General features: G+C 67.5%; 24 protein-coding genes and 1 tRNA gene. 7 read left to right on the top strand and 18 right to left on the bottom strand.

Going from position 1 to position 22,541, the window contains the following annotated elements:
* On the top strand, positions 1-450 hold the full coding sequence (locus AAIL68_RS08300) for a F0F1 ATP synthase subunit epsilon (protein ID WP_347139287.1): 450 nt from the start codon (positions 1-3) through the stop codon (positions 448-450).
* A 55-nt stretch (positions 451-505) separates the two neighbouring features.
* Here AAIL68_RS08300 and AAIL68_RS08295 read toward each other — a convergent pair whose 3' ends face one another.
* The gene (locus AAIL68_RS08295) at positions 506-1,483 is read right to left on the bottom strand and encodes a GlxA family transcriptional regulator (protein ID WP_347139286.1); all 978 of its coding nucleotides are present in this window, start codon (positions 1,481-1,483) and stop codon (positions 506-508) included.
* A 141-nt stretch (positions 1,484-1,624) separates the two neighbouring features.
* Here AAIL68_RS08295 and AAIL68_RS08290 point away from each other — a divergent pair, with 141 nt between their 5' ends.
* Together AAIL68_RS08290 and AAIL68_RS08285 are read left to right on the top strand one after the other, a co-directional pair.
* On the top strand, positions 1,625-3,034 hold the full coding sequence (locus AAIL68_RS08290; protein ID WP_347139284.1) for a 3-deoxy-7-phosphoheptulonate synthase class II: 1,410 nt from the start codon (positions 1,625-1,627) through the stop codon (positions 3,032-3,034).
* 216 nt (positions 3,035-3,250) lie between these two features.
* Positions 3,251-4,699 (top strand): cytosine permease, encoded by a 1,449-nt coding sequence (locus AAIL68_RS08285; protein ID WP_347139283.1) that lies wholly within the window; start codon positions 3,251-3,253, stop codon positions 4,697-4,699.
* 8 nt (positions 4,700-4,707) lie between these two features.
* Here AAIL68_RS08285 and AAIL68_RS08280 read toward each other — a convergent pair.
* From AAIL68_RS08280 to AAIL68_RS08230, 11 genes are all read right to left on the bottom strand, one after another.
* Positions 4,708-4,783: transfer RNA gene (locus tag AAIL68_RS08280), tRNA-Ala, on the bottom strand.
* Positions 4,784-4,817: 34 nt separating this feature from the next.
* A complete protein-coding gene (locus tag AAIL68_RS08275; protein WP_347139282.1) occupies positions 4,818-6,173 on the bottom strand; it encodes a cytochrome P450 in 1,356 nt (451 codons plus the stop codon).
* The gene (locus AAIL68_RS08270) at positions 6,170-7,363 is read right to left on the bottom strand and encodes a hypothetical protein (RefSeq protein ID WP_347139411.1); all 1,194 of its coding nucleotides are present in this window, start codon (positions 7,361-7,363) and stop codon (positions 6,170-6,172) included. Before AAIL68_RS08270 ends, AAIL68_RS08275 begins: the two co-directional genes overlap by 4 nt.
* Positions 7,364-7,421: 58 nt before the next feature.
* A complete protein-coding gene (locus tag AAIL68_RS08265; RefSeq protein WP_347139281.1) occupies positions 7,422-8,105 on the bottom strand; it encodes a M48 family metallopeptidase in 684 nt (227 codons plus the stop codon).
* 39 nt (positions 8,106-8,144) lie between these two features.
* A complete protein-coding gene (locus tag AAIL68_RS08260) occupies positions 8,145-9,326 on the bottom strand; it encodes a VWA domain-containing protein (protein ID WP_347139280.1) in 1,182 nt (393 codons plus the stop codon).
* Positions 9,326-9,490 carry a hypothetical protein gene (locus AAIL68_RS08255; protein ID WP_347139278.1) on the bottom strand — a complete coding sequence of 55 codons (165 nt, stop codon included), beginning with the start codon at positions 9,488-9,490 and terminating at the stop codon, positions 9,326-9,328. The genes AAIL68_RS08260 and AAIL68_RS08255 overlap by 1 nt, the downstream gene beginning before the upstream one ends.
* A gap of 66 nt (positions 9,491-9,556) precedes the next feature.
* The gene (locus AAIL68_RS08250; protein WP_347139276.1) at positions 9,557-10,870 is read right to left on the bottom strand and encodes a GH1 family beta-glucosidase; all 1,314 of its coding nucleotides are present in this window, start codon (positions 10,868-10,870) and stop codon (positions 9,557-9,559) included.
* An 11-nt stretch (positions 10,871-10,881) separates the two neighbouring features.
* Positions 10,882-11,709 (bottom strand): metal ABC transporter permease, encoded by an 828-nt coding sequence (locus tag AAIL68_RS08245; RefSeq protein WP_347139274.1) that lies wholly within the window; start codon positions 11,707-11,709, stop codon positions 10,882-10,884.
* Positions 11,706-12,560, bottom strand: a complete 855-nt coding sequence (locus tag AAIL68_RS08240) for a metal ABC transporter permease (protein ID WP_347139272.1) — start codon at positions 12,558-12,560, stop codon at positions 11,706-11,708. The genes AAIL68_RS08245 and AAIL68_RS08240 overlap by 4 nt, the downstream gene beginning before the upstream one ends.
* A 73-nt stretch (positions 12,561-12,633) precedes the next feature.
* Entirely contained in the window at positions 12,634-13,482 is an 849-nt protein-coding gene (locus AAIL68_RS08235; protein WP_347139270.1) for a manganese/iron ABC transporter ATP-binding protein, read from the bottom strand.
* Positions 13,475-14,350, bottom strand: coding sequence for a metal ABC transporter substrate-binding protein (locus AAIL68_RS08230; protein ID WP_347139268.1), 876 nt, complete (start codon positions 14,348-14,350; stop codon positions 13,475-13,477). The genes AAIL68_RS08235 and AAIL68_RS08230 overlap by 8 nt, the downstream gene beginning before the upstream one ends.
* Positions 14,351-14,434: 84 nt before the next feature.
* Here AAIL68_RS08230 and AAIL68_RS08225 point away from each other — a divergent pair, with 84 nt between their 5' ends.
* Entirely contained in the window at positions 14,435-14,854 is a 420-nt protein-coding gene (locus AAIL68_RS08225) for a Fur family transcriptional regulator (protein WP_347139267.1), read from the top strand.
* Positions 14,855-14,860: 6 nt separating this feature from the next.
* Positions 14,861-15,217 carry a YigZ family protein gene (locus AAIL68_RS08220; RefSeq protein WP_347139266.1) on the top strand — a complete coding sequence of 119 codons (357 nt, stop codon included), beginning with the start codon at positions 14,861-14,863 and terminating at the stop codon, positions 15,215-15,217.
* On the opposite strand, the gene AAIL68_RS08215 is transcribed toward AAIL68_RS08220, so the two are convergent.
* The 6 genes from AAIL68_RS08215 to AAIL68_RS08190 all read right to left on the bottom strand — a co-directional run bounded on the left by AAIL68_RS08215 (position 15,214) and on the right by AAIL68_RS08190 (position 20,648).
* A complete protein-coding gene (locus AAIL68_RS08215) occupies positions 15,214-16,233 on the bottom strand; it encodes an LLM class flavin-dependent oxidoreductase (protein WP_347139265.1) in 1,020 nt (339 codons plus the stop codon). The genes AAIL68_RS08220 and AAIL68_RS08215 overlap by 4 nt on opposite strands.
* 68 nt (positions 16,234-16,301) lie before the next feature.
* Positions 16,302-17,204: a lysophospholipid acyltransferase family protein gene (locus tag AAIL68_RS08210; protein WP_347139263.1), complete on the bottom strand. Its 903-nt coding sequence runs from the start codon at positions 17,202-17,204 to the stop codon at positions 16,302-16,304.
* The gene (locus AAIL68_RS08205; protein ID WP_347139262.1) at positions 17,204-18,094 is read right to left on the bottom strand and encodes a DMT family transporter; all 891 of its coding nucleotides are present in this window, start codon (positions 18,092-18,094) and stop codon (positions 17,204-17,206) included. The genes AAIL68_RS08210 and AAIL68_RS08205 overlap by 1 nt, the downstream gene beginning before the upstream one ends.
* A 3-nt stretch (positions 18,095-18,097) precedes the next feature.
* Positions 18,098-19,039, bottom strand: coding sequence for a site-specific tyrosine recombinase XerD (locus AAIL68_RS08200; RefSeq protein WP_347139261.1), 942 nt, complete (start codon positions 19,037-19,039; stop codon positions 18,098-18,100).
* Positions 19,036-20,493: a hypothetical protein gene (locus AAIL68_RS08195; RefSeq protein WP_347139260.1), complete on the bottom strand. Its 1,458-nt coding sequence runs from the start codon at positions 20,491-20,493 to the stop codon at positions 19,036-19,038. The genes AAIL68_RS08200 and AAIL68_RS08195 overlap by 4 nt, the downstream gene beginning before the upstream one ends.
* Positions 20,490-20,648 (bottom strand): hypothetical protein, encoded by a 159-nt coding sequence (locus AAIL68_RS08190; protein WP_347139259.1) that lies wholly within the window; start codon positions 20,646-20,648, stop codon positions 20,490-20,492. Before AAIL68_RS08190 ends, AAIL68_RS08195 begins: the two co-directional genes overlap by 4 nt.
* Before the next feature lie 108 nt (positions 20,649-20,756).
* On the opposite strand from AAIL68_RS08190, the gene AAIL68_RS08185 reads away from it, so the two are divergent.
* Positions 20,757-21,326 (top strand): shikimate kinase, encoded by a 570-nt coding sequence (locus tag AAIL68_RS08185; RefSeq protein WP_347139258.1) that lies wholly within the window; start codon positions 20,757-20,759, stop codon positions 21,324-21,326.
* Entirely contained in the window at positions 21,323-22,438 is a 1,116-nt protein-coding gene (gene aroB / locus AAIL68_RS08180; RefSeq protein WP_347139257.1) for a 3-dehydroquinate synthase, read from the top strand. Before AAIL68_RS08185 ends, aroB begins: the two co-directional genes overlap by 4 nt.
* The last annotated feature ends 103 nt before the right edge of the window (positions 22,439-22,541 follow it).

Genomic DNA, 22,541 nt, shown 5'->3' with positions numbered 1-22,541 from the left:
ATGGCCGATACCATGCAGTTCGACCTCGTGTCGCCGGAACGGAGCCTTGTCTCCGTTCCCGTGCGCGAGGTGCGCCTGCCGGGCACGGATGGCGACCTGACCGCCATGCCCGGCCATGCGCCCACCATCGTCACGCTGCGGCCGGGTCTGGTCACGGTGATCGGCGCCGACGGATCGGCGACCGATTTCGCGGTGACCGGCGGCTTTGTCGAGATCAGCGGCGATTCGGTCAGCCTTCTGGCCGAACGCGGCCACCGTCGCGAGGAGATCACGCAAGAGGTCTTCAACGAGATGATGTCCGACGTGCATCGCAAGCGCCGCACGGCCGAGGCCAAGCGCGATTCGGCGGGCGAGGATGTCGTCACCGCAGCCGTCAAGCTGCTGGCGGATATGGAGGCCCTGGGCACCCATATCGGCCTGGACCCGAACCATTCGAACTTCCCGGACTGATCCAGTCCCGTTTTTTCGAAAAAACCCCGGCGTGGCATCCCGCGCCGGGGTTTTTCTATGGCGAGGCCGCGGCCCCCGTCCCGCGCTCTCGATAAGGCGTGCTGCCATAGAAGGCGCGGTAGCATTTGGAGAAATGCGAAGGGCTGGAAAAGCCCGATGCCAAGGCGACCTCGATGATCGGCAGTTCGGTCTGCATCAGCAGGTTGCGGGCGCGTGCCAGCCGGGTTTCCATGTAATACCGCTTGGGGCTGCGGTTCAGGTATCGCCGGAACAGCCGTTCCAACTGCCGCGTGGACATGCCCGCGTCCGCCGCCAGTTGGGCCGGGCTGATCGGATCTTCCAGATTCGCCTCCATTCGCGCGATCACGGCGGCAAGGCGCGGATTTCTGACCCCGATCCGCGTGGGGATCGACAGCCGCTGACGGTCCTGATCGGTGCGGATGGCGGTGTGCAGCATCTGATCGGCCACCTCGGTCGCAAGGGCGTCGCCATGCGCCTCGGCGATCAGGTGCAGCATCAGGTCGATCGAGGATGTGCCGCCCGCCGCCGTCAGCCGGTTGCCGTCATTGACGAAAATGGACCGATACAGATCGACCTGCGGGAAAGCCTCGGCAAAGCCGTCATGGTTTTCCCAGTGGATCGTGGCCTTTCGCCCGTCCAGCAGCCCTGCCTCGGCCAGGATCCAGGCGCCGGTGCAGACGGCGCCCATGGTCGCCCCCCCGCGCGCCTGCTTGCGCAGCCAGTTCAGCACCGGCTTCGTCGCCTCGCGCGCGATGTCGGTCCCGCCGCAGACGATGACCACATCGTCGCGCTCGGCCAGGGTATCCACGTCCAGGGATGCGTCCAGGACAACCTTTGTCCCGTTCGAGCAGGTGGCATGATCCTTGCCCGGTCCGACCAGACGCCAGGCGTAAAGCGGCCGGTCGGCTGCGCGGTTCGCCAGCCGCAGCGGCTCGATCGCCGCGGTAAAGGGAAGCATGGTGAAACGGTCCAGCAGCAGGAACGTGAAGCGGCGGGGTTTGTCGGATGGCATGGGGCAGTCTTCGCGCGTGATCGGCGCACATCATCAGGGATTGCGGCCTGCCGCAAGAGGCACGGCGGCCATGCAGTCCGGCTTTTCCTTTGTTCCATTCCCGTCTATACCGTCACGACCATTTTCCAAGGAGTGCGTGCCATGACGCAGGAGAACCGCAAGACCGCCACCCAAAGTTGGGACAAGGCCGGCTGGCGCGCCTATCCCCGCGTCCAGATGCCGGACTATACTGACGACGCGGCGCTCCAGGCGGTCGAGGCGCAGTTGCGCCGCTATCCGCCCCTGGTCTTTGCAGGCGAGGCGCGGCGGCTGAAGGCCGAACTGGCGCAGGCAGCGGCAGGCCGCGCCTTCCTGTTGCAGGGCGGCGACTGCGCCGAAAGCTTCGCCGAATTCAGCGCCGACAACATCCGCGACACCTTCAAGCTGCTGTTGCAGATGGCGGTGGTGCTGACCTGGGGCGCGCAGATGCCGGTCATCAAGGTCGGCCGCATGGCGGGCCAGTTCGCCAAGCCGCGTTCTGCGCCGACCGAGGTGATGAACGGGGTCGAGCTTCCCAGCTATCGCGGCGACATCATCAACGGCTTCGACTTCACGCCGGAAGCGCGGATCCCCGATCCGCAGCGGATGCTGGCGGCCTATACCCAGGCTGCGGCCTCGCTGAACCTGCTGCGCGCGTTCTCGACCGGCGGTTTTGCCGACATGCATCGCGTCCAAAGCTGGATCGCCGATTTCGTGGGTGGGCCGGAAGCCGCGAAGTACCGCGACATCGCGGGCCGCATCGCCGACGCGATGGCCTTCATGCAGGCGGCGGGCGTGAATTCCGACACCGCGCACCAGTTGTCGAAGGTCGATTTCTACACCAGCCACGAGGCGCTGCTGCTGGAGTATGAGGAGGCTCTGGCCCGCGTCGATTCGACCACCGGCCTGCCGGTCGCGGGCTCGGGCCACATGATCTGGATCGGCGACCGCACCCGCCAAGTCGATGGCGCGCATGTCGAATTCTGCCGGGGGGTCCAGAACCCGATCGGGCTGAAATGCGGCCCGACCACCACGGCGGAAGACCTGAAGGTGCTGATGGCCAGGCTGAACCCGGAAAACGAACCGGGCCGGCTGACGCTGATCGCGCGCTTCGGGGCGGGCAAGGTCGGCGACCACCTGCCGCGCCTGATCCAGACGGTGCAGGCCGAGGGCGCGAATGTCGTCTGGTCCTGCGACCCGATGCACGGCAACGTCATCAAGTCCTCGACCGGATACAAGACACGGGCCTTCGATTCGATCCTGCGCGAGGTGCGCGAGTTCTTCGCCGTCCACAAGGCCGAGGGCACCATCCCCGGCGGCGTGCATTTCGAGATGACCGGCAAGGATGTGACAGAATGCACCGGCGGCGTCCGCGCTGTCACGGACGAGGATCTGTCGGACCGTTACCATACCGCCTGCGATCCGCGCCTGAACGCCAGCCAGTCGCTGGAACTGGCCTTCCTGGTGGCCGAGGAACTGCGCAACCGCCGCGAGACGCAGGTCCAGACGCAGGCGAGCGCCCTGGCGGTCTGACGGCTTTTCGCGCGACATGGAACAGCCGCCTTGGCGGCTGTTTTCCTGCGCTGCCAGTGCTGCCATTTTGCCGCGCGGCTGAAAACTTTTGGCGCCGAAATCAATTTTTCTGTATTTTGCGTCCGCTCTGCGGCGTGATGGTTTGGCGGAACATCCGCTGACCGGGCCAGCAGCCCTGCATGGGGTGCCGCCCCGCAACCGTCACAAGGGGGCACCATGCAGCTTCACAGCCCGTCGCCCGCCCTTTACAACGCGGATCTTGCGCCCGCGCAGGAACGCAGATGGGGCGCCTTCTCGATCTTCAACGTCTGGACCTCGGACGTTCACAGCCTTTGGGGCTATTACCTGGCCGCCAGCCTGTTCCTGCTGTGCGGCAGCTTCGTCAATTTCGTGCTGGCGATCGGCATCGGGTCGCTGGTGATCTTCGTGCTGATGACGATGGTCGGCAATGCGGGCGTGCGCACCGGCGTGCCTTTCCCGGTGCTGGCGCGCGCGTCCTTCGGCACTTTCGGGGCCAATGTGCCCGCCCTTGTCCGCGCGGTCGTCGCCTGCTTCTGGTATGGCGCGCAGACGGCGGCTGCCGCAGGCGCCCTGGTCGCGCTGCTGATCCGCAGCCCGGCCATGCTGCAATTCCACGAGACGAGCTTCTTCCTGGGTCATTCGACCCTGACCGTGATCTGCTTCCTGATCGTCTGGGGCGCGCAGCTTCTGATCATCCAGAACGGGATGGAGACTGTGCGCCGCTTCCAGGATTGGGCCGGTCCCGCCGTCTGGATCGTGATGCTGGTGCTGGCGGTCTATCTGGTGGTGAAATCCGGCACCTTCTCCTTCGGGTCGGAAATCCCGCAGGACGTGCTGATCGAGGCCACGCGCGACGCGGGCGTCACCGCCGCACCGGGCAGCTTTGCCGCCCTTGCTGCGGTCGCCGCGACCTGGATTACCTATTTCGCGGCGCTCTACCTGAACTTCTGCGACTTCTCGCGTTACGCCACCGACGAACGCGCGCTGATGAAGGGCAACCTTTGGGGGCTGCCGGTGAACCTGCTGGCCTTCTGCCTGGTCGCGGGCGTCACCACCACCGCCGCCTATGCCGTCTATGGCGAGGTGCTGATCCATCCCGAACAGATCTCGGCCAAGTTCGACAGCCTGTTCCTGGCGATCCTTGCCGCCCTGACATTCGCCGTGGCGACCCTGGGCATCAACGTGGTCGCGAACTTCGTGTCCGCCGCCTTCGATTTCTCGAACACCTTCCCCTCGCGGATTTCCTTCAAGGGCGGCGGCTATATCGCGGCGCTGATCTCGCTGGCGCTGATCTCGCTGGCGCTGTTTCCCTGGGCGCCCTGGGAAACGGGGGCCGCGCATTTCGTGAACTTCATCGGATCGACCATGGGCCCGATCTTCGGCATCATCATGGTGGACTATTACCTGATCCGCAGATCGCGCCTGGATGTCGCGGCACTCTATCAGGAAAACGGAGAGTTCCGCTTCGGCAACGGCTGGCATTCCAAGGCTTTCATCGCCTTTGGCATCGGCATTGTGTTCTCGTCGATCCTACCGACCTTCACCACGCTGCTGCCCGCCTGGTGGGGCACCTATGGCTGGTTCTTCGGCGTGGCCGTGGGTGGCGCCGTCTATTATGCGCTGCGGCGCGGAGATGCGGTATAGGAGAGAATTGGTGGAGCCGAGGGGAATCGAACCCCTGGCCTCGTCATTGCGAACGACGCGCTCTACCAACTGAGCTACGGCCCCACTGGCGCCCTTTTTGTCTCACGGCACGGGAATGTCAAGCGGCTGGCAAAAGGTTTTCGCGCGGCGTCAGCCTGACGGCGATGCCGTCGCGGCCCCGGACGGTCAGGCGGGCGACAGGGACGGGGGGATGCGCGCCCGGTGCCAGGTGGAAGGCCGCGACGATGCGGGCCAGCATCACCACGCCCTTGATCATGGCAAAGCCCGCGCCGGGGCAGACGCGCGGGCCTGCGGAAAAGGGGATGAAGGCGTCGCGGGCGCTGGACTTGCCCTCGGGCCTGCTCCAGCGGCCGGGATCGAAGTCGTCGGGGCGATCCCACAGCCGCTGATGGCGGTGCAGGTGCCAGGGCGACAGGACCAGTTGCGCGCCGGGAGCGACCGGGCGGTCGCGCATGGTCGTGGACTGCAAGGCCTCACGGACCATCATCGGGACGGGCGGATAAAGACGCAGCGTTTCTCGGAACACCGCGCGGGTGGTTCGCAGGGCGTTGATCCCGGCCATGTCGGGGGTCAGGCCCGCTGCCTCGGTAGCCACGGCGTCCTGCCATTCGGGATGCGCCGCCAGCAGCCACAGCGCCCAGGCCAGGGCCGATGCGCTTGTCTCATGCCCCGCCAGGAAGAAGATCGCTACCTGATCCACCATCTGGGGCGCCGAGAAGCACTGGCCCGTCTGCGGGTCGGGGGTGGTCATGATTCGCGTCGCCAGGTCATCGGGCGCGCTGCCGTCCTGGATCGCCTGCATCCGGGCGTCCACCATCCGGGTGATGAGGCTGCGGATCACCGCCGCCGTCTGGCGGGTGCGGCGCGAATGGGGATGGGGCAGCCAGCGCGGCCAGGGCAGCAGGGCTGCGAGGTTGACCACCGGCTGCGCGTCCTGGTGGGCGCGGAAGGCACGGAAGACCTGCGCCGCGATGTCATGTTCGATCGGCATCGAGAACAGCGCGCGAAAGATCACGTCGGCGGCGGCATGGCTGCATTCCGGCTCGATATCCTGTTCTCCGAGGCGCAGGCGGGCGACGGTGGCATCGGCTGCGGCGAAGATGGCGGGCAGGCTGTCATGCAGGCGACCCCCTTCGAAGGCGGGGTCGATGATGCGGCGCGCTGCTGCCCATTGCGCGCCATTGGTGACAAAGACGGATTCGCCCAGCAGGGGGGCCAGTCCGGCGCGCAGGCGATCCGACTTGGGGAAATCGCCGGGGCGGTCCTTCAGGATCAGACGCACAAGGGCCGGATCGTTGCAGAGGAAGCTGTGGATCAGCGGGCTGCGAAACTCGGCCATCCAGGCGCGATACAGCCGTTCGGGTAGCGCCGACAGCAGAACCCGGCGGAAGGCGCGGGCAAGGCGCAACACGCTGCCCCGGCCTTCCCTGGTCTGGGGACGGGGCGGGATCATGGCAGCCCCGGTCCGGCGGGAGTAGTGATGCGACCGGGCGAGGGGCGGCGCCCTGCGAAACGCTCGGCCAGAGGGCGCGGCCCGGCGGTGATGGCGAAATAGTCGTAGTCGCCCGGCTGATCGAAGGCGCAAAGGTATTGCAGATGCAGCCGGAACCAGCGCCAGCGCAACGCGCGTTGCTGGCGCGGCGACAGGGTCCGGGTGTAGGCGGCCGAGATCACCAGCGGCCAGCGTTGCCCCGGCCCCGCGACGCCGGTGACGGCGACCGGATCGCATAGGGCAAAGCTGCAGGGATCGCCCGGCGCGGTGACATCCAGCCAGAACAGGTCCGGCTTGTCGGAGAGATAGGAAAGGTCGGCCCGCAGGCGGTGCGCGCGTGGCAGAAAGGCGGCCATCGGCACCACATGCCCCAGGGTCAGCAGCGCCAGGGCAGGGCTATGGGTTGTCACGGCACCCCGGCGGAGGACATCGGCCAGCAGCGACACGGCCAGATAGGCGCCCGAGGAATGGCCCACAACCAGAACCTCGTCGATGTCTTCACTTAGGGCATGGGACACGCGGTCGGCGAATTGCGCCAGCCGGGCCTCCAGTCCGGGCGGATAGGCGCCTTGCAGGCTGGCGGTGAAGGCATAGTCATGCATCAGGTAATGCGCGAACAGCCGGTGGTCCTGGCGTTCGGCAAGGGCCAGGGTGCCCCAGGCGGCAGCAAGGGCAAGGATCGCGGCCAGCCAGGACAGGCCGGTCAGGGCCGCCACCGCCCATCCCACCAACGCCGCGACCATGATCGCGCCAAGCAGCTGCAGCAAGAGCACAGCGAACGGGTAAAGCGCCGCAAGCACCGGCCCCCGCCGCAGCCGCATCAGCCGCCGCAGCGCCCCCGAGCCGATATAGATCCATGCCGTCCGCACCATCTGCGCATAGGTCGCAAGGATGCCGCCCTGCATCGAGGCCTGCACCATGTCGGCCCAGACCAGCACCTCGACCTGTGCCTCGGCCTCGCCTTCGGGGAAATGCGCGCGGGTGCGCCAGCCGAAGCCGCTTCCCAAGGCGGGCTTCTCCATGGTCAGGTCGTAGCCGCCGACCTGCGCCTGCTTCCGCGATTCGCGGCGGTAGAGTTCGCGATAGCGCCGCGGGGGCATCGGATCGAAGCCGGGCAGGTACAAAACCCGGCGGCGGAAGGGTCGCGTCATCATGCTGTCCACTGGTGCGGGCGCAGCATAGGACAACCCCCGCGTGTCGCAAGCCGATTCAGCCCTGCCGCCAGCGGGCTTCCTGCGACTGGATGGCAGCGATGCGGCGCGCCACGGGCGGGTGGGACAAAAGCCAGGCCGGGGCCGTGCCGCGATTTCCCGTCAGCCGGTCCAGCTTCTGGAACAGGGAAATCTGCGGGCCGGTGCCAAATCCCGCGCGGATCATCAGCGCGCTGGCGAAACGGTCGGCCTCGAATTCATCCTCGCGCGACAGGCGGGCGGCAACGGCAGCGGCGACAAGCCCCGCGATCCAGGCGCCAAGACCGGGGAGAATGCGGCCCAGCACCCCGGCCAAGGCCATGCGGATGGCGTTCTGGCCCGCGAAGTCGATCATCCGCCGCCGGGCGTGGCCGTGCGAGACATGGCCCAGTTCATGGGCGATGACGCTGGCCAGTTCCTCGGGCGTGACCTCGCCTGCGTCCAGCTTGCGGATGAAGCCGCGCGTCAGGAAGATCCGCCCGTCGGGGGCGGCAAGGCCGTTGACGGGCTCCACCTCATAGACATGGGCGCGGACGGGGGGCAGGTCCATGGCCCGGCCCAGCCGTTCCAGCATCGGCGTCAGGCGGGGATGGTTCAGCGGCGTCGATTTCTGGTTCAGTTCCTGCTTCAGCCGCCACAGGGAAAAGAACCACATGGCGGCCAGGTACAGGATCAGCAGGATGACCGGCGTAAACTTCAGCATGGCCGCAATATGGTCGCGTCCCGCCCCCTGCGCCAGAGGTCAGCCGAGGATCCGCATGGCTTGCGTCAGCCCGTCCAGCGTCAGGGGCATCATGCGGGCCTCAAAAATCTGCCCGATCATGGCGATGGACTGGGTATAGCCCCAATGCGCCTGCGGCACGGGATTCAGCCAGACGTGGTCGGGCCAGGTCTCGCAGGCGCGGCGCAGCCAGACCTCGCCCGGTTCCGGGTTCCAGTGTTCGTTGGCCCCGCCACCGACCGCGATCTCGTAGGGCGACATCGAGGCATCGCCCACGAAGATACATTTGTAGTCGCGACCAAAGCGGTGCAGCACGTCCCAAGTGGGCATCTGCTCGGTCCAGCGGCGGCGGTTGTCGGTCCACACGCCTTCGTAAAGGCAGTTGTGGAAATAGAAATGCTCCATGTGCTTGAACTCGGCACGGGCGGCCGAGAACAGCTCGTCCACGACGCGGATATGGTCGTCCATCGACCCGCCCACGTCCAGGAACAGCAGCACCTTGACCGCGTTGCGGCGCTCGGGTCGGGTCTGCACGTCGATATAGCCGTGATCGGCGGTGGCGCGGATCGTGGCGGGCAGGTCCAGTTCGTCCGCCGCGCCGTGCCGCGCCCATTGCCGCAGGCGCTTCAACGCGACCTTGATATTGCGGGTGCCCAGTTCCACACCATCGTCGAAGTCGTGGAACTCGCGCTTGTCCCAGACCTTGACGGCGCGGCGGTGGCGGGATTCGTCCTGCCCGATGCGCACCCCTTCGGGGTTGTAGCCATAGGCCCCGAAGGGCGAGGTTCCGCCCGTGCCGATCCATTTGCTGCCGCCCTGGTGGGGGGACTGCTGTTCGGCCAGCCTTTCGCGCAACTTGCGCATCAGCTCCTCGAAGCTGCCGCTGCCCTGGATGCGGGCCTTTTCCTCGTCTGTCAGCAGCTTCTCGGCCAGCTTTTCCAGCCACTCGCGGGGGATCGCCTGCTCAGACACAAGCGCCTCGACCGGGATCGTTTCCAGGCCGCTGAACGCCTCGGCAAAGGCGCGGTCGAAGCGGTCGATGTGGCGCTCGTCCTTGACCAAAGCCAACCGGGCCAGGTGGTAGAAGCCGTCCACCGTCCAACCCGCGACCCCGGCCTGCATCCCGGCCATCAGGTCCAGCCATTCCCGCAGCGAAACCGGAACTCCTTGCCGGCGCAGGCTGTCGAGGAACGGGATGAACATCAGATCATCCGGTCAAGAATGACGGTGGCGAACAGGCCCAGCACGGCAAAGGCCACGGCAAAGGCCGCCGCATATTGCGCCCGGTCGCGCGGCGCTCCGCCCAGCTGACCGGCCCGGCGCCAGCCGAGAGCGGCCCCGATGATGGCGGCGGCGATGACGATCATGATGGCCCCTTGGCATTTCCGTTGAGGCCTTCAGATAGCCGCTGGCTCCCCTGGACGCAACCAAGGCTATCCCCGCAGCATCCTGCGGAAGGCGTGCCAGCTGGCCTTGGGCGTGCGGGCCATGGTGTCGTAATCGACATGGACCAGCCCGAAGCGCGGGCCATAGCCCCAGCCCCATTCGAAATTGTCCAGCAGCGACCAATAGAAGAAGCCGCGCAGGTTGACGCCCTGGTCCATCGCCGCCTTTGCCGCGCGCAGGTGGTCGCCGATGAAGGCGATGCGGTGGGGGTCGGCGGTGATGTCAGGGCCCGCCGCCGCGGACATGCCATTTTCGGTGACAAGGATCGGCAGGTTGCCCACATGGTCGTGGGCAAGGCGGGTCAGGAACTCGGTCAGGCCCTCGGGCCGGATTTCCCAACCCATCTGCGTCTTGGGCAGGGGGCCGTCCACGGCCTCGCCTTGCGGCCAGAGGCCCGCGCCTGCCGCGTAAAGGCGCCGGGTATAGTAGTTGACGCCCAGCCAGTCGAGCGGCGGCGCGATCGTCTCCATGTCGGCTTGCCAGCCTTGGGGCAGATGCGGCTCCAGCCCTTCAAGTGCGGCCTGGGGATAGCCCTGGCCCATGACGGCGCGGATGAACCACTGGTTATAGATGGCATCCTGCACCTCTGCCGCGCGGGCCGCGTCGGGGCCGTCGTCGGCGGGTTGCGCGGTCTCGAAGTTCAGCACGATGCCGAGGTTCTTCGCTCCCTCTGTCCGCAGCGCCTGCATCGCCGTGCCATGCGCCAGCAGGACATGGTGCATGGCGCGCGCGGCCGCGCGGATGTCGCGCAGGCCGGGGGCATGGTGGCCCAGGAAATGCGACAGCCAGGCGATGCACCATGGTTCGTTCAGGGTGGCGGTGCTGGCCACCCGGTCGCCGATCCGGCGGTGGATCGTCACGCAGTAATCGGCAAAGCGCGCGGCAATGTCGCGGTTCTGCCAGCCGCCCAGGTCGGACAGCGCAGCGGGCAGATCCCAGTGATAGCAGGTGAGGTAAGGCGCCAGCCCGCGTTCCAGCATCCCGTCCACCAGCCGGTCATAGAAATCCAGACCCTGCGGGTTCGCCGTCACCCCGTCCGGCATGACCCGCGCCCAGGAGGTCGAGAAGCGATAGGCTGAAAAGCCCGCGTCGCGGATCAGGTCCAGATCTTCGGGCCAGCGATGGTAATGGTCGCAGGCAATGCTGCCGTTGCTGCCGTCGGCAATGGTGCCGGGCGTGGCCGCGAAGCTGTCCCAATGCGACGGACCCGCGCCGCCATGGCCTGATCCCTCGATCTGATAGGCCGAGGTGGCGACGCCGAAGGTGAAATCCGGGGGAAAGGCTTTGCGGTCGGGCAGCATCGCGTCCTCTGTCAGGTTGCGGCGGTGCGCCCTCCGGTCGCCTGCCGCCAGAAGAAGACCAGCGCGAACAGCACGGTCATCACCACGACGATAGTGGGCGCGGGCGCGCTGTCCAGCCAGAAGCTTGCCCAGATGCCCAGAAGGCTTGACCCGATGCCGACCGCGACGGCCAGAGCCAGCATCGCCTGCAACCGCGAGGTCAGCAGGAAGGCGATGGCCCCCGGCGCGATCAGCAGGGCGACCGACAGAATGATCCCCACGGCCGACAGCATGGCGACCACCACGGCCGAGATCATCGCCAGCATCCCGTAATGCAGCCAGCCTGTCGGCAGCCCCGCCACCCGCGCCTGCACGGGGTCGAAGACCAGCAGCGCGAAGTCGCGCCATTTCAGGATCAAGATCAAGCCCACCACGGCCGAGATCGACCCGGCCGAGACGAAGTCGTCGCGCCCAACCCCCAGGATGTTGCCAAACAGGATATGGTCCAGATGCACGTCGGTCGGGAACTGCGTATAGATCACGATCCCCAAGCCGAACATGCCCGCCATGACGACACCAAGTGTGGTGTCGGGCTTGACCCGGCTGTTGGCATCCAGCCAGCCCGCCGACAGCGCGCAGATCATGCCCGCGACGAAGGCTCCGATCAGCAGCGGGATCCCGGCCAGATAGGCCAGGACTATCCCGGGAAGAACCGCATGGCTGATCCCGTCGCCCATCAGCGCCCATCCCCGCAGCACCAGGAAGCAACTGAGAAGGGCGGCGGGGATGCTGACGATGACGGTGATGAGCATCGCCTCGACCATGAAGGGATAGGCGAAGGGGGCGGTCAGCCAGGTCATTCCACGGCCCCCCGGATGCGGCGGCGGCGGCTGGCGAGGAGGCCGTGCGTTGGCGCGAAGATGAAGGCCAGCAGGAAGATCAACGTCTGCATGACCACGATGATGCCGCCTGTCGCGCCGTCCAGGAAGAAGCTGACATAGGCGCCAAGGGCGGAGGTGAGCGTGCCGATGGCGACCGACAGGGCGATGAGCCGCGGAAAGCGGTCGGTCAGCAGATAGGCGGTGGCGCCGGGCGTCACCACCATGGCGATCACCAGGAAGGCGCCCACGGTCTGCATGGCAGCGACCGTGGATGCTGACAGCAGCGTGAAGAACAGCACCCGCAGCCGTCCGGGATGCAGGCCGATGGTGCGGGCGTGGCTTTCGTCGAAGAAGACCACCATCAGGTCGCGCCATTTCGCCAGCAGGATCACCAGCGAGACGCCTCCGATGATCGCCAGCTGCAAGGTGTCGCCGGGCGAAATCGCCAGGATGTTGCCCATGGTGATCGCCTGGAGATCGACCGCGACGGGGTTCAGCGAGATCATGAACAGCCCGATCCCGAAGAAGCCGGTGAAGATCAGGCCGATGATCGCGTCCTCTTTCAGCCCCGTGCGGCTGTTCAGGAACAGCATGGTCAGCGCCGCCAACCCCCCCGACAGGAAGGCGCCAAGCGCGAAGGGCAGGCCCAGCATATAGGCGCCCGCGACTCCGGGGACGATGGAGTGGGACAGGGCGTCACCGATCAGGCTCCAGCCCTTGAGCATCAGATAGGCCGACAGGAAGGCGCAGACGCCGCCGACCAGGGCCGAGACCCAGATGGCATTCGCCATGTAACCATAGGTGAAGGGGATCAGCAGGGTTTCCAGCATCAGGCGTCGGCAGCGGGGGTTTCACACCCCCGCACCCCCGTGGGATATTTGTGCAAAGGTGAATGGGCTTGCGTCATTCGCCATCCTTCCTGCGGGCTCGCTGGTCATAGAAGACCAGAGGGCGTTCGTCGTCGGTGAAGACATCCAGGCTGCGCTGGTCGGCATCGTCATGCAGCGCGGCGCCGCCAAGGACGAAATGCCGCAACACGCCGCCGAAGGCCCGCTTCAGGTTTTCGGGGGTGAAGGTCGTCTCGGTCGGGCCGCTTGCCAGAACCGTGCCCTTCACCATCACCACCCGGTCGCAATATTCGGGGACCGAGCCCAGGTCGTGGGTGGACACCAGCATCACCCGGCCTTCGTCCCGCATCGCCTTGAGGAGCGCGATGATCGCCTCCTCGGTCTTCACGTCCACGCCGGTGAAGGGTTCGTCCAGCAGGATCACCTGCGCCTCTTGCGCGATAGCGCGGGCCAGGAAGACGCGCTTCTTCTGGCCGCCCGACAGTTCTCCGATCTGGCGGTGGCGGAAGTCGGTCATGCCGACGCGGGCCAGCGCCGCATCCACCGCCTGGCGGTCCAGGGGGCGGGGACGGCGGAAGAAGCCCATGTGACCATAGCGGCCCATCATCACCACGTCCTCGACCAGCACGGGGAAGGTCCAGTCCACTTCCTCGGCTTGGGGGACATAGGCGACGAGGTTGCGGGCCAAAGCCTGTTCGACGGTGCCGCCCCCGATGCGGACCTGGCCCGAGGCATGGGGCAGAAGGCCCATCAGCGCCTTGAACAGCGTGGATTTTCCGGCGCCGTTCACGCCGACCAGGGCGGTGACGGAGCCTTGAGGGACGGTGAAGCTGGCGTCCCGCAGCGCGGTCACGCCGTTGCGATAGGCGACGGTCAGGCCCTGGACCTCGATCCCTTCAGTCATGCTGCAATCCGTTCACGATGGTTTCCGAGGTCACGCGCAGCAGGTCCAGATAGGTGGGGACGGGACCATCCGCTTCCGACAGGCTGTCCACATAGAGGACACCGCCATAAGCCGCGCCGGTTTCCGCTGCCACGCGCCGGGCAGGGCGGTCCGAGACGGTGGATTCCGAAAAAACCACGCCGACGTCGTTGTCGCGCATCACGTCGATCACATGGCGGACCTGCTGGGGTGTGCCTTGCGCGTCGGCATTGATCGGCCACAGGTAAAGTTCCTGCAGGCCGAAGTCGCGGGCGAGGTAGGAGAATGCGCCCTCGGAGGTGACAAGCCAGCGGCGGTCGGGGGGCAGGGTGCGGGCGGCGGTGCGCAGGGGGGCGATGGTCGCGGTGATCCGCGCCTTGTAGGCATCGGCATTGGCGCGGTAGGTCGCGGCATTGGCGGGATCGGCCTGGGCCATCGCCGACGCGATGTTGTCCACATAGATCAGCGCGGAGTCCAGCGCCATCCAGGCATGGGGGTTCGGCTTGCCGTTGTAATCGCCGCTGGTGATCGGCATGGGTTCCACCCCATCGCTGACCACGGCCACGGGGACATCGCCCAACTGGTCGATAAACTGCTGGAACCAGGATTCGAGGTTCAGCCCGTTCGCCAGGATCAGCCCGGTGTCCCAGGTCCGCACCAGGTCGCCCGCGGTCGGCTGGTAGTTGTGGATGTCCGCCCCCGGCTTGGTGATCGATTCGACCGTGGCGGCATCGCCCGCGACATTGCGGGCCATGTCGGCGATGACGGTAAAGGTGGTCGCCACCTTCAGCCGCTCCGCATGGGCGGGCAGGGCGAACAGGACGACTGCGAGAACAAGGAATGACCTCATGGTCTATTTATCTGCGAGCGATTCTCAACTGTCAATAGATGAGAATTAGTTGCAACTGAACGCGGGATGAGGCATGGGGGTTTCATGGGAAACCGGGCAACACGGCTGGAACAGGCCCTGCGCGACGCGGGGGTGCGCGTCACGCGCCAGCGCGCGGCGCTGCTGCGTGTGATTGCCGCCAGCGAGGATCACCCCGACGCCGCCGAACTGCACCGCCGGGCCGAGGCTGCGGGGGCAGGGGTGTCGCTGGCAACCGTCTATCGCACGCTGACCACGTTGCAGACCCAAGGCGTGATCGAGAAGCTGGAATTCCAGGGCGAGCCCGCCCGCTGGGAAGCCGCGGACCAGCGGCACCACGACCACATGATCGACGTGGACACGGGCGAGGTGGTCGAGTTCACCAATGACCGGATCGAACGCCTGCAGGCCGAGATCGCGGCCGAGATGGGATACGAGATCGTCCATCACCGGCTGGAGCTTTACGTGCGGCGGCGGGGCGGCTGACGGGCGATGCAGGTCTTCGACAAGATCATCCATGACCGGGGGTCGCGCTATGCGGTCTCGGGCGGACCTGCCGCCACGCGGGCCGAGGCGCAGGCGCTGCTGGCCGAACTAAAGCGCAACAAGCGGTTCGCCAAGGCCACGCATAACAGCTGGGCCGCGATCCTGTCGGGCGGACCTGTGAAGGACGACGATGGAGAGGCCGGCGCGGGGGCGCTGATACTGCAGATGCTGGACCGCGCGGGGCTGCGGGACCACGTGGTCGTCGTGACCCGCTGGTATGGGGGCAAGCAGTTGGGCGGCGACCGCTTCCGCCATGTGGCGGATGCGGTCAGGTTTTACTTGCGCGAAACCGGCCCGGGTTAGCGCCAGCCAAGCGCCGGGGCGACATGGCGCAGGATGCTGTCGAGGACATGGACGTTGTAGTCCACCCCCAGCATGTTCGGCACCGTCAGCAGCAGGGTATCGGCCTCGGCGATCGCCTCGTCCTCGCGCAGCTGGTCGATCAGCCGGTCAGGCTCGTCGGCATAGCTGCGGCCGAAGACGGCCCGGAAGTTGTCGATATTGCCGATCTGGTCGCTGTCCTTGCCGCCGCGTCCGAAATAGCGGCGATCCATGTCGCTGACCAGGGCGAAGATCGACCGGCTGACGGACACGCGCGGGGCGTGCCCATGACCTGCCGCCGCCCAGGCATCCCGATAGACACGGATCTGGCGGGCCTGCTGGACGTGGAAGGGCTCGCCCGATTCGTCCACCTTGAGGGTGGAGCTTTGCAGGTTCATGCCCATCTGCGCCGCCCATTCGGCGGTGGCGTTCGAGGCCGAGCCCCACCAGATGCGGTCGCGCAGCCCTTCGGAATGGGGTTCCAGGCGCAAGAGGCCCGGTGGGTTCGGGAACATCGGGCGCGGGTTCGGACGCGCGAAGCCCTTGCCTTCAAGCTGCTGCAGGAAAACCTCGGTATGACGGCGGGCCATGTCCTGGTCGCTTTCGCCCTCGGCGGGTTGATAGCCGAAATAGCGCCAGCCATCGATCACCTGTTCCGGGCTGCCCCGGCTGATGCCAAGCTGCAGGCGACCGCCAGAGATCAGATCGGCCGCGCCCGCGTCCTCGACCATATACAGCGGGTTTTCATAGCGCATGTCGATCACGCCGGTGCCGATCTCGATCCGGCTGGTGCGCGCGCCGACGGCTGCCAGCAGCGGGAAGGGTGAGGCGAGCTGGCGCGCGAAGTGATGGACGCGGAAATAGGCGCCGTCCGCGCCCAGTTCCTCGGCGGCGACGGCCAGGTCGATGGATTGCAGCAGCACGTCCTGGGCGGTGCGCACCTGGGATCCGCGCTCGGGCGACCAGTGGCCGAAGGACAGAAAGCCGATCTTCTTCATGATATCCCTTCATGCGCGGGATGCGCGTTGCCCCGGATTTAGGGTCTGGCCGGGCGGCCCCACAAGGATCACCGGCGCGCAGGGGCTGTGCGTTCGTGCTGCTTCCAACGACGATGGACCCAGAACCACTGGTCCATGTGCTGCCGGACCAGCATCTCCAGGTCGTCGTTCAGCGCCTGCATCATCTGCGCGGGTTCGCCATGTTCGACGGGTTCGCCCACATGGACGCGGAAGCGCAGCCCGTCGGGGCAGCGGATGCCATGGACCGGCACCAGCAGCGCGTCATATCGGATGGCCAGTTCGGCGGGCGTCAGCACCGTGCGGCTGGGCAGGTCGAAGAAGCGCAGTTCCGGCGCGTGGCGGTCGTATTGGTCAAAGCCGAGCGCCAGCCAGCCGCCGCCCTTGAGGAAGCGCAGCATCGAGGTCAGGCCCGACCGCCCGCGCGGGAACAGCGGTTCGGCGATGGCGTGGATGGCGGGGATGTAGTGGCGGTTGAATGCCTCGTTGTTCATGGGGCGGTAAAGCGCGCCGACCGGCCAGCCGCGCCCGGCAAGGGCCGCGCGCATGGCGTCGTAATTGCCGAAATGGGCGCAGGCGATGATGACGGGGCGGTGCGCGTCGAAGGTGGCTTCCAGCGCGGCAAGGCCGGGGCCTTCCAGGGGATCGGCGTCACGGATGCGGGCGGTGAATTCCTCGCCCGAATAGATCTCGGCCACGGAACGGCCCGCGTTGTCAGGGACGGCGCGGGTCAGCGCCTTGACCTCATCCGCGGACAGGTCGGGACGGGCGAGCGCCAGGTTCCTGCGGATCCGCCCGCGCCAGCCAGCCAGGGGGGCCAGCACATGCGCGAACAGCCAGCCCACGGCGGGGATGCGCTTTTCATAGGGAAGCAGGCGCGCAAGCCCGATCACCGACAGGAAGGCGGTGTTGGCGATGCGGTCGGAAAGGGGCGGGGTCTCGGTCTGGCTCATCAGGTCTTTCGCGCCGCGCGGGCCTCACGCGACCAGACATACAGGCCCGCAGCCACGATAAGGCCAGCCCCCGCCACCGTCCAGAGATCGGGCAACTGCCCGAACAGGAGCCAGCCCCAGAGACCCGCCCAGACCAGCCCGGTATAGCCGAAGGGCGCCAGGACGCCTGCCTCGGCCGTGGCAAAGGCGCGGACCAGCAGGTATTGGCTGAGCGTGCCGAAGACGCCCAGCAGCGCAAAGGCCCAGAGGTCGGCCAAGGCGATCGGCTGCCAGACGAAGGGCACGATGACCGAGGTCAGGACGCTGCCCACCACCGCCGACCACATGACCGAGGTGGCGACCGAATCCGTCCGCGCCATCCGTGTCAGCAGCGCGCCGGTGGCATAGGTGAAGGCGCCTGCCAAGGGCAGCAGGGCAGCGGGCTGAAAGACGCCCATGCCGGGGCGTATGATGATCAGCGCGCCGATCAGGGCCGCGCCGATGCCCGCCAGCCGCCGGGGGCCGATCTTCTCGCCCAGGAACAGCGCGGCGCCAAGGGTGATGAGGACCGGGTTCAGGTCCATGATCGCCGTCGCCTCGGCCAGGCCGATCACCTGGAGCGAGGAAAAGAACAGCCCGACCGAGGCAAGCTGCATCAGGGCCCGGGCGAATTGCAGGCCGGGGCGGCGGGTGCGCATCAGCGGAAAGGCCGCCGTGCGGAAGATCACGACAAAGATCAGCAGGTTGCCGACAAAGCGCGCCCAGACGACCTGCGCGGGGTGATAGAACTGAGTCAGGTATTTGGCCGTCGCGTCCATCATGGTGAAGCCCAGGATCGCGGCCAGCAGCAGCAGGATCCCGGTCGCTTGCGTACTGGCGGGACGGCGAAGACCCGCAGGATTCAAGGTCATTTCTCAGGCCTTCTTCGCCAGGGGATGATGGGTCAGGACCAGGTCGCGCATCCGTTCGTCCAGGACATGGGTATAGATCTCGGTCGTGCCCAGGTCGGCATGGCCCAGCAGGGTCTGGATGGACCGCAGGTCGGCGCCTCCTTCCAGCAGATGCGTGGCAAAGGCGTGGCGGATGACATGCGGCGTCACGCGCGACGGGGACACGCCCGCCTGCACGGCCATGTCGTTCAGCAGTCGCCCGAAGGTCTGGCGCGGCATGTGGCCCGCCGCACCCGGCGCCGGGAACAGCCAGCGCGCGCCCTTGCCCGCGACAAGGCGGCCAAGGGCGCTGTCCTTGGGCGCGTCGTCGCGGATCGCCAGCCAGGCCGCCAGCGCGCGGCGGGCAGGCGCGGTCAGCGGCACCATGCGTTCCTTGTCGCCCTTGCCGCGGATCAGCAGCACGCGGGGATCGCCCCGGCAGGCGGCGGCGGGCAGGGAGACCAGTTCGCTGACGCGCATCCCCGTGGCATAGAGGAGTTCAATCAGGCAGAGGTTGCGGGCGCGGTCGGCCTCGGTGCGCCCGACCTGCGGGGCGGCGGTCAGCAGGGCGTCGATTTCATCGCGGCCAAGCGTCTTGGGCAGCCGCTTGGCGCGGCCCGGCCCGCTGATGCGGATGGCGGGATCGTCGTCGCGCCAGCCTTCCTCCAGCGCGAAACGCGTGAACTGCCGGATGGACGACAGCCGCCGCGCCCGTGTGGCCCGCGACAGGCCCTGCGCGTCGCAATGGGACAGGTAATCCTCGACCAGTTCGCGGGTCAGGTCGGACAGCGCCAGCCTGCGCGTGGCAAGCCAGTCCGACAGGTCGCGCAGGTCACGGCCATAGGCCAGCACGGTGTTGCGCGCCGACCCGGACTCGGCCGCCTTTGCGTCCAGAAAGGCCGATATGGCGCGATGATCGGCGATCATGGGTCTTGCCGCATCACCGGCAGCAGCGACAGTTGCGCCGCCGCCAGATCGGCCTCGGCGGTCAGGCCGAGCGCGCGCAGGGTGGCAAGGCCGCGCCCGGCGCGGGGCAGGTCGCCGTCAAGGCCTGCGTCCACATCGGCCATGGCGTTCAGCAGCGCCTCGCCCTGTTGCGTGGGTGCGGTGGCAGGATCGGCCTTCAGCGCGGGGTCGAGGACCAGCGGCACCGGCGTCGGCAGGCCCTGCCACTGGCGCAGCCAGGTCGCGATCTGGGCCGAACGCCCTTCGCCACCTTGGGGCAGGTCGGCTGCGACCATGGCGGCAAGGACATCGGCCATGCCCGCCTTGCGGAATTCATCAAAGGCCTGGGGCAGGGCGGGCGAGGGATCGCCGCCCGCCAAGGCCGCCTCCAGCGTGCGCATCGCGCCCGCGCGTTCCCAGACCCCGCCCGAGGCAGCGGGCTTCTGTTCGCTGTAAAGCGCCCGCAGGGTTGCAGGCGGAATGGCCCCGGCGCGGGCCAGTCGCTCGGCCGCCTCCAGCCGGGCCTTCCAGCCGTTGTTCGGCCGCAGGTCGGAATGGGCGAATGCGATCGGCAGCGAGGATGTCGGCAGCGGCTGGCCGATCGCCTCGTGGATGCGGAAATCCAGCGGCGTCATGCGGTCGGACGGGGGCAGCATCTGGTCGCTGTCCACATAGGCGTCGTCCAGGAAATGCGTCAGCAGCACCGCCTGCCGCTGGTCCAGCAGGCCCAGGGCCTCGGCCCCGTTCAGGCTGATCGCAGCGGCGGCCCAGTCGCCGGTCTGGGCCAGGCAGAAGATCCGCGCGGCAAAGCTGGGCGCGATGCCGGGGGTGTTGTTCATGATGTCGCAGGCCCGTCCCTCATCCCCCTTCAGCAGCGAGATGTCGAACAGGCGGCGGAAGATTTCGGGATTGCTGGGGCCTGCGGCGATCAGCAGCGCCTGCGCCCGGTCCACCGCGCCCGCATCCAGCAGCCGGTCGGCGCGGGCCAGAAACAGCCTGCCTTGCGGCACGCCGGGTTCCGCAGGGGGCGGGACCAGTTGCGTGACAAGGACGCGGTCCAGCAGGGCGTTCATCGCGGGCAACCGCGCCGGGGTGCGCAGGATCAGGTCGGCCAGTGCGGCGGCGCTGCTGCCCTGCCAAAGGCCGGGCGGAAGGCCCGCCTTGCGCGGCGTCACCAGACCCACGGCATCGGGATTGCCATTGCCAAGCCGGGTGACCTGGACCGCGCCCACCTCTCCGGTCGTGGCGACCGGCTTGGGGCCGGGGGCGCCGGGCAGGCCGGGGGGCGGCTTGTCGCCGGGCCGCCAGGCCGAGCTTTCGCGGTCCGGCCCGCGCACGCTGCCCGACAGCCAGTCGCTGGCCGACAGCGGCTGTTCCGCCAGCGCGGGGCAGGCCAGGCCAAGCGCAAGGGCCAGGGGCAGCAGGCGGCGGCTCACTCGGTCGCGGTCCCGGTTGCGGGGGCCGTGGGGGCGGCGCCGATTGGGCTGCGGACCTCGGACCGGACCGGCTGCATGTCGCCGAAATAGGCATAGCCCACCAGGCCGATCACCGCCGCCAGAATCAGCACCACCAGAACCTTGAGCAGCCGCATCGAATTTCGCCTCGTTCATCTTTGTTTTTGCATGGGATCCGGTCTTTCGCCGGTTCGGCCGGAATATATATGGCATTTCCCGAAAGATCACGCCATTCAGTTGGGCCAATGAAGCAGGGGACAGACATGCGCCAGCGCCTGAGGCGCCATATCGTGCTGGTCGGGATGATGGGGGCGGGCAAGACCGCGCTGGGGACGGAACTGGCCCGGCGGCTGCACGTGCCCTTCACCGATTCGGATGTCGAGATCGAAACGGCGGCCGCCATGTCCATTTCCGAAATCTTCGCCCGCGACGGAGAGCCGTTCTTCCGCGACCGCGAGGCGCAGGTGATCGCGCGCATCCTCAAGGATTCGCCGCGCGTGATCTCGACCGGCGGGGGCGCCTGGATGCAGGACCGCAACCGCGCCGCCATCACGGCGGCGGGCCTGTCGGTATGGCTGTCCTGCGACCTGGACACGCTGTGGCACCGCGTGCGCCAGCGCAGCACACGGCCCTTGCTCAAGACCGCCGACCCCAGGGGCACGCTGGCCCGCCTGCTGGCCGAACGCGACCCGACCTATGCCTTGGCCGAACTGACCTTTCCCGCACGCCCTGGCGACAGCGTCGATGCCGCGACGACCCGGCTGCTGGACGCCATCCGCGCCGCCGACCCCACCCTGATGATCGAGAAGCCATGACCCGCCATCCCGAACCCGCCACCGTCCATGTGCCCCTGGGCGAACGCGCCTATGACGTGCGCATCGGGCCGGGTCTGATCGACCGCGCCGGGGCCGAGATCGCGCCCCTGCTGCGGCGGCCGCGCGTGGCCATCGTGACCGACGAAACCGTGGCGGGGCTGCACCTGAAGCGGCTGCAGGCGGCGCTGAAGGCCCAGGGCATCCTGTCCGAGGCCCTGGTCCTGCCATCGGGCGAATCGACGAAAAGCTGGCCGCATCTGACGGCTTGCGTCGAATGGCTGCTGGAACAGCGCATCGAGCGGCGCGACATCGTGGTGGCCTTCGGCGGCGGCGTGATCGGCGATCTGGTGGGCTTTGCCGCCGCGATCCTGCGCCGTGGTGTGCGCTTCGTGCAGATCCCCACCACGCTTCTGGCGCAGGTGGACAGCAGCGTCGGCGGCAAGACCGGCATCAACAGCCGCCACGGCAAGAACCTGATCGGCGCCTTTCACCAGCCGTCCTTGGTGCTGGCCGACATCGCGGTGCTGGACACGCTGACCCCGCGCGACTTCCTGGCGGGCTATGGAGAGGTCGCGAAATACGGGCTGCTGGGGGATGCCGATTTCTTCGAATGGCTGGAGGCGAACGCCCCGAAGCTGCGCGACGACATGGCGGCCCGCCAGCACGCGGTCGCCCATTCGGTCGCGATGAAGGCCGGGATCGTGACGCGCGACGAAACCGAACAGGGCGAACGGGCGCTGCTGAACCTGGGTCATACCTTCGGCCATGCGCTGGAAGCCGCTACCGGCTATTCCGCGCGGCTTCTGCATGGCGAGGGCGTGGCGATCGGCTGCGCGCTGGCCTTCGACCTGTCGGCCCGCATGGGGCTATGCAGCCAGGAGGCGCCGTCCCGCGTGCTGGCGCATCTGCGCCAGATGGGAATGCCCGCCGCGCTGCGCGACATTCCGGGCGAATTGCCGGACGATGCGGCGCTGATCGGACTGATGGGACAGGACAAGAAGGTCGTGGACGGCCAATTGCGCTTTGTCCTGGCGCGCGGCATCGGCGAGGCTTTCGTCAGCGACGACGTGCGGGCTGACGTGCTGGAAAGCGTTTTGCGGGACGCGCGTTAGGGCAGTTCCTTCCATGCACGGGCGAATGAATAGGGAAACGCACTGCGTTTCCCCCGCCCGCGTGTGACGATTCCATCAGAAACGGTGCCGCCCGAGCCTACGG

Origin of the sequence: Paracoccus sp. SSK6, assembly GCF_039770665.1 — a bacterium.
Taxonomy (GTDB): Bacteria; Pseudomonadota; Alphaproteobacteria; order Rhodobacterales; family Rhodobacteraceae; genus Paracoccus.
This window is presented reverse-complemented; position numbering and strand designations above follow the sequence as displayed.